At 59.3% G+C, this 10,432-nt stretch carries 10 protein-coding genes; all 10 read left to right on the top strand.

Translation table 11 applies throughout. The annotated features are described in order from the left end of the window. Positions 1–655 precede the first annotated feature (655 nt). The 10 genes from WMO66_RS07915 (at position 656) to dapA (ending at position 10,359) form a co-directional block, all read left to right on the top strand. Positions 656–946 (top strand): hypothetical protein, encoded by a 291-nt coding sequence (locus WMO66_RS07915; protein ID WP_349135884.1) that lies wholly within the window; start codon positions 656–658, stop codon positions 944–946. 83 nt (positions 947–1,029) lie between these two features. Continuing rightward, positions 1,030–1,935 carry a dihydrodipicolinate synthase family protein gene (locus tag WMO66_RS07920; protein WP_349135885.1) on the top strand — a complete coding sequence of 302 codons (906 nt, stop codon included), beginning with the start codon at positions 1,030–1,032 and terminating at the stop codon, positions 1,933–1,935. A 126-nt stretch (positions 1,936–2,061) separates the two neighbouring features. Continuing rightward, positions 2,062–3,276 carry an ABC transporter substrate-binding protein gene (locus tag WMO66_RS07925; protein WP_349135886.1) on the top strand — a complete coding sequence of 405 codons (1,215 nt, stop codon included), beginning with the start codon at positions 2,062–2,064 and terminating at the stop codon, positions 3,274–3,276. Between the two features lie 94 nt (positions 3,277–3,370). Further along, positions 3,371–4,240, top strand: coding sequence for a branched-chain amino acid ABC transporter permease (locus WMO66_RS07930; protein WP_349135887.1), 870 nt, complete (start codon positions 3,371–3,373; stop codon positions 4,238–4,240). 19 nt (positions 4,241–4,259) lie between these two features. Next, the gene (locus tag WMO66_RS07935) at positions 4,260–5,249 is read left to right on the top strand and encodes a branched-chain amino acid ABC transporter permease (protein WP_349135888.1); all 990 of its coding nucleotides are present in this window, start codon (positions 4,260–4,262) and stop codon (positions 5,247–5,249) included. A 3-nt stretch (positions 5,250–5,252) separates the two neighbouring features. Continuing rightward, positions 5,253–6,035, top strand: a complete 783-nt coding sequence (locus WMO66_RS07940) for an ABC transporter ATP-binding protein (RefSeq protein ID WP_349135889.1) — start codon at positions 5,253–5,255, stop codon at positions 6,033–6,035. A 3-nt stretch (positions 6,036–6,038) separates the two neighbouring features. Continuing rightward, the gene (locus WMO66_RS07945) at positions 6,039–6,752 is read left to right on the top strand and encodes an ABC transporter ATP-binding protein (RefSeq protein WP_349135890.1); all 714 of its coding nucleotides are present in this window, start codon (positions 6,039–6,041) and stop codon (positions 6,750–6,752) included. Positions 6,753–6,778: 26 nt separating this feature from the next. Further along, complete coding sequence (locus WMO66_RS07950; RefSeq protein ID WP_349135891.1) at positions 6,779–7,912, top strand: Ldh family oxidoreductase; 1,134 nt, start codon at positions 6,779–6,781, stop codon at positions 7,910–7,912. A 55-nt stretch (positions 7,913–7,967) separates the two neighbouring features. Further along, positions 7,968–9,245, top strand: coding sequence for a nickel pincer cofactor-dependent isomerase, group 22 (locus tag WMO66_RS07955; RefSeq protein WP_349135892.1), 1,278 nt, complete (start codon positions 7,968–7,970; stop codon positions 9,243–9,245). A gap of 196 nt (positions 9,246–9,441) precedes the next feature. Continuing rightward, the gene (dapA, locus tag WMO66_RS07960) at positions 9,442–10,359 is read left to right on the top strand and encodes a 4-hydroxy-tetrahydrodipicolinate synthase (protein WP_349135893.1); all 918 of its coding nucleotides are present in this window, start codon (positions 9,442–9,444) and stop codon (positions 10,357–10,359) included. The last annotated feature ends 73 nt before the right edge of the window (positions 10,360–10,432 follow it).

Raw genomic sequence — 10,432 nt, forward strand, 5'->3', positions numbered from 1 at the left:
CCCCTACAATGGCGTGTGCGATCAACGTGAGTGCCTTCCCGAGATTGCCACGGGCGCAAAGCGCCCTCGCAATGACACATCAGGGAAATGCCTTGGTGCACCAGCGCCCTCCTGCCGTTGAATTGTCCTGTACAAGGCGCTCACTGAGCGCCGCTACACCCCATATTCTGGCTTTCACCGTTTTATCGTTAACCTGTACGGATCGGCAGCATAGCGCCGGGAGCGGCATGCCGCGCCCCTACAATGGCAGGTGCATGCATCGGGAGCGGCCCCAAATTTGCGGGCTGTACACGGTGCGTCGGGGACGCCGCACCCTACAACACGCCATCGATACTTCAACAATACCCCCCAAAAATGCAGTCTCTCTTTTCTGAGACTGCATTTTTTTATCGGCCGAATCGGGAAAAACGCGCACTTCCGGTGCGCGATCCTTCTGCTCCGGGCGACAGGGCGGCGCGGGCAGGAAAGCGCAGACTCCTCCGAGCGGAGTTGACATGATGTCGTATTGTCAGACAATCTATGGGCGAAGTGCACAAAATCTGGCGAGATTTCTTGAACATTTCTACGAAATTGATTTTGTTGTCATACAATCTGTTGACATACCGGTGTCGAGCGGTGTATAATCCAGTCAGAAAGAGCGAAGGGAGCACGGAACATGACGAAGCTGAACGAACGCATTGCAAACGTGCCGGAACGCATTTTCATCCTGGCGCAGCTTGCACTTGGCCTGCTTCTGGCAGCGGGCGGCGGCTACTGCATCCTCCGCTTCGGCAACGACGGCGAGCATTTCAATTCCCTCGGCCTTGCGGCCGCGCTGGTGCTCTGCGGCGGCCTGCCGACCCTTATCCGCAGCCGCATCGAGCGTCCGACGCCGTGGCTGCGCGGCGCGATCATCGGCGGCCTCGTTGCGGCCCTCGGCATCTACGTCGTGATGCGCTTCGCCTGAACCCATCCATGTCCGGCATGAGCCGGTGGAAATAATTACTTTGTTCCAAAATCCGAAAGGATCATTTCAAGGAGGAAAACACAATGAAAGATCACAAGAAAGCTTACGGCCTTTGCCCGGCCAGCATGACGATCTGGAATGCCGATCAGACCTACAACAAGACCGGCATGGAAAAGTATCTGACTTGGCTGCTCGACAACGGCGCACAGACCATCTCCATCTGCGGCTCCACCGGTGAGAACATCGCCATGAATATGGAAGAGCAGCGCGAGATCATCGCTCATGTCTCCAGCTTCCTCGCTGGTCAGGTTCCTCTGGTCTGCGGCACCGGCCGTTACGACACCCTCAACACCATCAAGATGAGCAAGTTTGCTCAGGATCACGGTGCTGACTGCGTCATGGTCATCCTGCCCTTCTATCTCAACCCGCATAAGAAGGCTGTTCTCCAGCACTTCCGCGACATCCGCGCTGCTCTGGACATCGACATCATGGTCTACAACAACCCCTGGTTCGCCGGCTATGAGCTGAACACCGAGGAAGTCAAGTCCCTCGTCGACGACGGCACCATCCAGTGCATCAAGGCTGCCCATGGCGATCCCAACCGCGTCCATGAGCTGAAGTTCGCCTGCGGCGACAAGCTGACCGTCTTCTATGGCCATGACTACTGCGCAATGGAAGGCCTGCTCTGCGGCGCCGATGGCTGGCTGTCCGGCTTCCCGGCGGTCCTGCCGAAGCAGTGCCGCGCTCTGCAGGATGCCTGCTTCGCTGGCGACGTCAAGGCTGCCCGCGCTGCGCAGGACAACATCCAGCCGTACATCAACTACTTCTTCTATGACAAGGTCAACGGCGTGCCTCACTGGCAGGAGATCTGCAAGTACACGCTGCAGGCTCAGGGCCTCGACTATGTCGGCCTGCCCCGCAAGCCCCTCGGCGAGCTCGACGAGGCCAACAAGCGCAAGATCGAGAAGATCCTTGCCGACATGAAGTAATTCATCCTCACAAAAGCGATTCTTCCTCCGGTGCTCCGCCTCCCACGGCGGAGCACCACCCCCTTTCCTACGCATTGGTCCCGCATCTCGGTCGACCGAGAATTATTATTATAAGGAGAACAACCAATGAAAAAGCTGATCGCGCTTCTGCTTGTCCTCGTAATGGTCGCCGGTCTGGTCGCCTGCGCCGGTTCTAATGACGAGACCAAGGGCAATGATACCACCAACACCGAAAACACCGCCGACAGCAACGGCGATAGCAATACCGACTCCGGTGAGCCCATCTACATCGGCCTGAGCGCCAAGATCACCGGCGCTGACGCCGCCAACGGCGACCGCATGGTGAAGGCTGCTCAGATGGCCGTTGACGAAGTCAACGCAGCCGGCGGCCTCCTCGGCGGCCGTAAGGTCGAGCTCGTCATCCAGGACGACGCTACCGACAACGCCATCGCCGTCAACGTCGCGAACATCTTCGCCGGCAACGACAAGATCTCCGCAGTCGTCGGCCCGTGGAACTCCGGCATGATCCTCGCTGCTGAAAGCGTTTACAAGGATGCGAAGATCCCCTTCTTCGGCCTCGGCACCAACCCGCAGCTGCTCGAGCTGGACAATGAGTACTGCTTCCTCGTCCGCGCGAACGACAATCTGATGGCCTCCTGCGCCGCGAAGCTCATCATCGATGAGTTCAAGGTCAAGTCCGTCGGCATCATGTACACGAACAACGAGTTCGGCACCGGCGCTATGGAAGTCATCGAAGCCGCCTGCAAGGACGCCGGCATGGCTGTCTATCCCGAAGCCATCAACATCGGTGACACCGACGTCACCGGTCAGATCCTCGATCTGAAGTCCAAGGGCGCTGAGTGCATGGTCGTCTGGGCCAGCGACGCCGAGTACGTTCTGACTGCCCGTCAGGCTTACGAGCTGGGCCTGCAGGTCCCGACCGTTGCCTCTCCGGCCATCACCATGGATCAGGTCCGCGACCTCTGCGAGCCGGATTGGGTCGAGGGCTGGTACTCCGTGACCGACTTCGTCGGCAACTCCGATGATCCCGAGGTCACCGCGTTCTGCGACAAGTATGCCAGCGACTACGGCGAAGGCCAGAAGGCTGAGCTCTACGTCGCCGATGTCTACAGCACCTTCAAGCTCGTGTTCGACGCCATCGAGCGTGCGGGCAGCGCTGACCGCCAGGCCATCCGCGATGCCGTCGCCGAGACGAAGGATTTCCCGATGCTCCAGGGCGTTGCTACCTGCGACGAGAACAACCTGCTCATCCACTCCGCTACCGTCGCCGTCATCAAGGACAATGTCCCTGTGATGTACACCACGGTCTCCGCGGAATAATCGAAACGAAATAGGTTTTTAGACTCTTCCAAGGCCGTCCAACTGGATAAACTGGTTGGACGGCCTTTACATTAGCAAGAAAGGGAGGAAAGCAATGCTTGAAACTATCCTGCAGCTGCTGATCACAGGTGTTGCCCTCGGCTTCGTGTACGCTCTGGTCGGCGTGGAATATACGCTGGTCTGGCAGTCCTCCGGCCTGCTGAACGTTGCACATAATATGCTGATCACCACTGCCGCCTTCGTTTTCGGCGGGACCTTCGTTGTCGGCCTCGGCTGGCCCATCTGGCTGAGCATCCTCTGCACGCTCCTCGTGATGTTCGTGCTCGGCTGTCTGATCTCCGCCACCATCTTCAACCCCCTGCGCAATATGCCGCTGACCATGTATTCCATTGTGGGCACCCAGATTTTTGCCAAGGTCATTTCCGAGGCCCTGCGTCTGATCTACGGTCCCTACTCCTTCACGATTCCCGGCTTCCTGACCGGCGTAATCAAAATCGGCGATTTCGTCTTTGCCAAGGCGTATGGATATATCATCGTTGTGGCCATCCTTCTGATCATCGCGCTTCAGATGTTCCTGAAGCTCACGAAGCCCGGCAAGGCCATGCGCTGCGTTGCGCAGAACAAGACGGCAGCGGCCATCATGGGCATCGACATCGACCGCAGCATCAATATTACGACCGGCCTGAGCTGCGTCATCTGCGGCATCATCGGCGTCCTGACCATCCCGCTGTTCACCATCAGCCTGACCATGTCCAACATGATCGGCCTGAAGGGCTGGGCAGCCGGTATCGTCGGCGGCTTCGGCTACATCCCCGGCACGATCCTCGGCGGCCTTCTCATCGGCGTGGTCGAGTCCCTCGCCATTCTGGTCATCCCCACGGTCTACAAGGACATCGTTGCCTTCGTGTTCCTGATCGTCGTGCTGCTGATCCGTCCGGGCGGCTTCATGCGCCACAAAGTCTGATGGGAAAGGGGTAATGGAAATGAAACGCAAAAAGATTTCGGTAACTTCCCTGATCCTGCCCGTGATCATGCTGGTTGTGGCTGTCGTCCTGCCCATGATCTACTCCACGAACTATTACATCCAGCTTTTCAGCCAGACGCTCATCAACCTCGTCGCCGTTCTCGGCCTGAACGTGGTCATGGGTCTGGCGGGCCAGACGAACCTCGGTACCATCGCCCTCGTAGCCCTCGGCTCCTATACGTCGGCCCTGATCTCGCAGGCGACCGGCTCGACGAACCTCGTCGGCCTGCTGGCCGCTCTGGTCGTCGCCGTTCTTGTCGGCTTCATGCTCGGCTACCCGAGCCTCCGCGTCAGCGGCATCTTCCTGTCCCTGACTACCATGTCCGTTGCACAGATCGTCTACTCGCTGGCAAACAGCATGCAGTGGCTGACCGGCGGCGCTATGGGCGTGAAGGACATCTCCGAGCCAAACATTTTCGGCATCGAATTCAAGACGCAGGCGCAGCTGTACTACTTTATTCTGGTCATTGCAATCCTGCTCATCATCTTCTCCGTGCGTCTGGCGAAGTCCAAGTACGGCCGCGCGCTCAAGGCTGTCCGCGATAACCCCGAGGCAGTCGAGTCCGTCGGCCTGAGCGTGACGAAGCTCAAGCTCATGGCCTTCCTCATCGCCACGATCCTCGGCTGCCTGGCCGGCGTGTTCTACACCTGGGTCATGCAGTACGTTGCTCCGACGACCTTCACCACCGACAACGGCACGAAGTTCGTTGTTATGCTGATGCTGGGCGGCATCGGCTCGACCTCCGGCATGATCATCGGCGCCATCCTCGTCACGATCCTGCCCGAGCTGCTGCGCTTCATGGGCGACTATTATCAGCTCGTGTTCTACGGCATCGCGCTGCTGCTCCTGCTGGTGTATCCGCTCGGCCTGTCTCACCTGTTCTCCCAGCTCAAGAAAAAGGCTGCCGCCTTCTTCGCCGGCCGGAAGAAAACGCAGAAGGAGGGCTGATCCATGTCCGTACTGAGATTGGAGCATGTGACCAAGCGCTTCGGCGGCCTGGTCGCAGTCAACGACCTCTCCTTTGAGGTCAAGGAGCGCCAGATCCACGCGCTCATCGGCCCGAACGGCTCCGGCAAGTCGACCTCGATCAATATGATCAACGGTTCCTTCCCGGTGACCTCCGGCAAGATCTATTTTAACGACAAAGACATCACCGGCTGGAAGATGCATAAGATCGCCGCGGCCGGCATGGGAAGAACGTATCAGAACCTGAAGCTGTTCCGCTCCATGACCGCGCTGGAGAACGTCATGATCGGCGGCCAGCTCCATGCGAAGATGAACTTCGCCCGTTTCCTCATCGACCCGTTCAAAACGAAGCGCGAGGAGGAGGAGCTGCGCGAGAAGGCGATGGAGATCATGCGCTTCATCGGTATCGAGCAGTACGCCGACCGTACCGTCGGCAACCTGCCTTACGGCCGCCAGAAGATGACGGAGCTGGCGCGCACGCTGATGATCGATCCGACCCTCATCCTCCTCGATGAGCCGGCTGCGGGCCTGAACCCGAACGAACGCGCCGAATTCGTGGCCATTATCAAGAAGGTCTATGAGTCCGGCAAGGATATCCTGCTCATCGAGCACAATATGGATATCATCATGAACATCAGCCACGTCATCACGGTCATCAACCACGGCGCCAAGATCGCGGAGGGCACGCCCACCGAGATCCAGAACGACCCCGAAGTCATCCGGGCTTACCTTGGCGACCGTTACAAGATCGGTATGGAAGGAGAATGATCCATGTTCTTTAAAATGGAGCACTGCGATGTATACTACGGCCAGATCCAGGCCCTGTATGACATCAACGTCGAGATTAATCCCGGCGAGATCATTTCCATCATCGGCGCGAACGGCGCAGGCAAGACGACCCTCATGAAGAGCATCATGGGCCTCGTCCCCGCCAAGAACGGCAAGATCGTCTGGCAGGATGAAGAGATCCAGGCCAAGAAGACCCACCATATCGTCAAGCGCGGCATCAGCTATGTCCCCGAGGGCCGTGAGATCTTCCCGGGCATGACTGTGTTGGAAAACATGGAAATGGGTGCCTATACCCTGCGCATGAGCGCGAAGGAAAAGGCGGACAAGCTCAACGAGATGTATGAGCTCTTCCCCCGCCTCTATGAGCGCAAAAAGCAGAAGGCCGGTACCCTCTCCGGCGGCGAGCAGCAGATGGTCGCCATCGCACGCGGCCTGATGCTCAGCCCGAAGCTGCTGATGATGGACGAGCCGTCCCTCGGCCTCGCACCCATCATCGTCGACGAGGTGTTCGACATCATTTCCCGCGTCAATGAAAAGGCCAATATCCCTGTGCTGCTGGTCGAGCAGAACGCCTACATGGCGCTGAGCATCTCGCACCGCAGCTACGTTCTGGAAAACGGCGTCATCGTTGACGAGGGCGAGAGCAAGAAGCTGCTCGCCAGCGAGTCGATCCGCACTGCCTATCTGGGCAAGTAACTACTGATCAAAAGGAGTGTTTTATCATGCAGGACAAGAGCCATTATACCCGATACAATTATAAAAAGCTCTATGAGCTGGCCGTGGAAATGTTCATCCGCTACGGCTTCAGCCGGGAAGACAGCGAGAAGGTCGCTGATGTCATCCTGACCTCCGACCGCTTTGGTGTCGAGTCCCACGGCGTCAACCGCCTGACCCTTTATCCGTTCGGCATCGATATCGGCCGCATCAAGGTCGATGCAAAGCCCGAGGTCGTGGAGGACCGCCTGAGCATGGCTGTCATCGACGCGCACGACGGCATGGGCCAGCTTGCCGGTATCCAGGGCATGCAGCTTGCCATCGACAAGGCAAAAAAGTACGGCGTCGGCATGGTCAGTGTCCGTAACTCCAACCATTTCGGTATTGCCGGTTACTATTCCATGATGGCTGCCAAGCAGGGCCTCATGGGTGTGTCCATGACGAATGCCGAGGCGCTCGTCGTTCCGACCTACGCCCGCGAGCCGATGTTCGGCACGAACCCCATCGCCGTGACCATCCCCGCCGACCCGCATCCGTTCCACATGGACTTCGCAACGTCCGTCATGACCTGCGGCAAGATGGAGGTCTATGCCAAGATCGGCCATGAGCTGCAGCCCGGCATGCTCGTTGACGAGACCGGCACGACCTGCCTCGACCCGAACGTCTTCCTGCGTATCCGCGACAACAAGTCCAACCCCGCTTACACCGAGAAGACCCGCGGCGGCATCATGCCCATGGGCGGCGAAGGAATGCTCTTCGGCGGCCACAAGGGCTATGGCCTGGCGCTGCTCGTCGACATCATGTGCGCGGTCATGTCCCACGGCGCCGTCAGCAAGGGCGTCCGCGTGACGAAGGATAAGGAAAAGTGCTGCCACTTCTTCGCCGCCATCGACTACTCCCTGTTCGGCGATCGGGAAGAGACGAACCGCCGCCTGTCCGAGTACCTGCAGAGCATGCGCGATGCAGAGCCGGCCGAGGGCCAGAGCCGCGTCTATGTCCACGGCGACAAGGAAGCGGACGCCGAGAAGGACGTTCTGGCGCACGGCGTCGGCATCAACCCCGCGACCTATGCCGAGATCGAGAAGTACTGCGTCAAGAAGGGCATCAACATCAAGGATTACCTCATTCCCGAAGAGGCGTAACTGACTGCATGAAGTCCGTGCCCCGGCGAAACCGGGGCACGGCGGAGGATAACGCATGAATATCTTTGATCAACTGCTGGCTGATAACCAGATCCCGAAATTTGTCCGCGTCCGCCACGAAATGGACCGCGGCCACATCGACGACATCGAGGGAGCCGTTGCGCAGGCTATGCAGCGCGAGGGCACGCTCGACCGCATCAAGCCCGGCGACAGCGTCTGCATCACCGCAGGCAGCCGTGACGTGGCGAACATCGCCCGCGTCATCCGCGCCATCTGCGATCAGGTCAAGTCCGTCGGCGCGCATCCGTTCATTATCCCCGCCATGGGCAGCCATGCCGGTGCGAAGGCCGAGGGCCAGCGCGGCATCATCGAGGGCTACGGCGTGACGGAGGAGGCCATGGGCGCTCCCATCCGCGCTACCATGGACACCGAGGTCATCGCGCATGCCAAGAGCGGCCTGGAGATCCATCTGGACAAGTACGCCAATGCGGCGGACTTCCTCATCCCCGTCGGCCGCATCAAGGCCCACACGGACTTTCGCGGCGAGGTCGAGAGCGGCATCTGCAAGATGCTCGTCATCGGCATGGGCAAGCAGCACGGCGCATATCAGTGCCACAAGCTTGGCTTCAAGAGCATGGCTGCCAATGTCAAGGAATTCGCGGGTGCCATCATCGAGAAGAAGCCGAACATGTTTGCCATCGGCCTGATCGAGAACGCCTATCACCAGACCTGCCGCATCGAGGCCATCCCGGCCGGGCGCATTCTCGAGGAGGAGCCGCCCCTGCTGGAGTACGCCAAGAGCCGAATGGCAAAGGTCCCGTTTGACCAGGCGGACATCCTGTTTGTCGACGAGACCGGCAAGGATATCAGCGGCGCGGGCATGGACCCGAACGTCACGGGCCGTTCTCCGGTCCTCGGCATCAGCCGTCCGTTCTTCCAGCGCATCGCCGTGTTTGACCTGACGGATAAGTCCCACGGCAACTTTGGCGGCCTCGGCAGCGCCGACGTGACGACGCAGCGCCTGTACCGCAAGATCGACTTTGAACAGACCTATCCGAACGGCATCACCGCGGCGGAGCCGCTGGCCGTGCGCCTGCCCGCCGTTATGCCGAGCGACCGCACCGCCATGCAGTTTGCGCTGCGTACTGCCACGGACTGCGACTGGGAAAAGGGCCCGCGCATCGTCTGGCTCAAGAATACCCTGTCGCTTTCTGAATTCTATATTTCCGAAGCCCTGATCCCGGATGCTGAGGCGCTCGACAATGTGACGATCGTCTCGGAGCCGATGGAAGTCATTTTCGACGAAGAGGGCAACGTCAAAGAACTGCGCTGATCTCCCCGGGAACCGAGGCACTGGGCCTCGGCGCCGGCTGGCATTAGCGGCTGCCGGCCGGCGAGGGGAGGAAAGCACCCGCCGAGGTGCGGCATCCACTGTAAAACACATTAGCACGTTCACTATAAAAACATAATTAAGGGAGCCTCTGAACCCACAAACAGAGGGCCCTACAAAAACAGGAGGAAATACTGACATGGACTTCCAGAAGAAATACGGCAAGATTCTGCTCCCGCTCATCACCCCCTATGACGAAAACGAAGAGATCGACTATGGCAAGTATGCCGAGCTGATCGAGTACGTCATCACGAACGACCTCTGCGACTCCCTCATCGTCACCGGCACCACCGGCGAAGCTTCCCTGCTGACGTTCGACGAGCGCGTGAAGCTGTTCGAGACCGCCGTCAAGGCTTCCGCAGGCCGCAAGCCCGTCATCGCTGGCACCGGCTGCGCTTCCACGAAGGAGACCATCGCCCTGACGAACAAGGCCTATGACCTCGGCATCGAGCTGGCTCTGATTGTCTGCCCGTTCTACAACAAGCCCACGCAGGAAGGCCTGTATCTGCATTATAAGACGATCGCCGAGAACACAAAGGCGAACATCATGCTCTATAACATCCCCATCTTCGTCGGCGTCAACCTCGAGGCGGAGACCGTCGGCCGTCTGGCCGCCATCCCCAACATCGTCGGCGTGAAGGACGAGGCCGGTGTCAACCCGACGCAGGTCACCGATTTCTTCCTGGCTACCGAGAAGGTCGATCCGAACTTCGTCGTTTACAACGGCGATGACATCATGCTCCTGCCGACGATCGTGCAGGGCGCGATGGGCATCGTCTCCGGCGGCGCTCACATCTTCGGCCACGAGATCCGTGCGATCTTCGAGGCGTTCGAGAAGGGCGAGAACGAGAAGGCCAAGGAGCTCTTTGTTCCGATGTATCGCTTCTGCAAGACCACCGGTCAGAACGGCCGCATCCTGCCGAACTCCCTGCTCCGTCCGGCCATCGAGGCTGTTACGGGCATCAAGCTCGGGCCGGCCCGCCTGCCGCTCGCTCCCGCAACGGAAGCCGAGCTGGACGTCACCCTCGGCGTTCTCCGCGAGCTGGGCAAGCTTTAATACTGATTCCTGATTAAAACATTTAATCAGGAATCCCGTGTGCTACGCACACTCGCATCGTGCTGACGCACGC

The sequence above is a fragment of the Faecousia intestinalis genome, from assembly GCF_040096185.1.
Taxonomy (GTDB): Bacteria; Bacillota; Clostridia; order Oscillospirales; family Oscillospiraceae; genus JAZOXB01.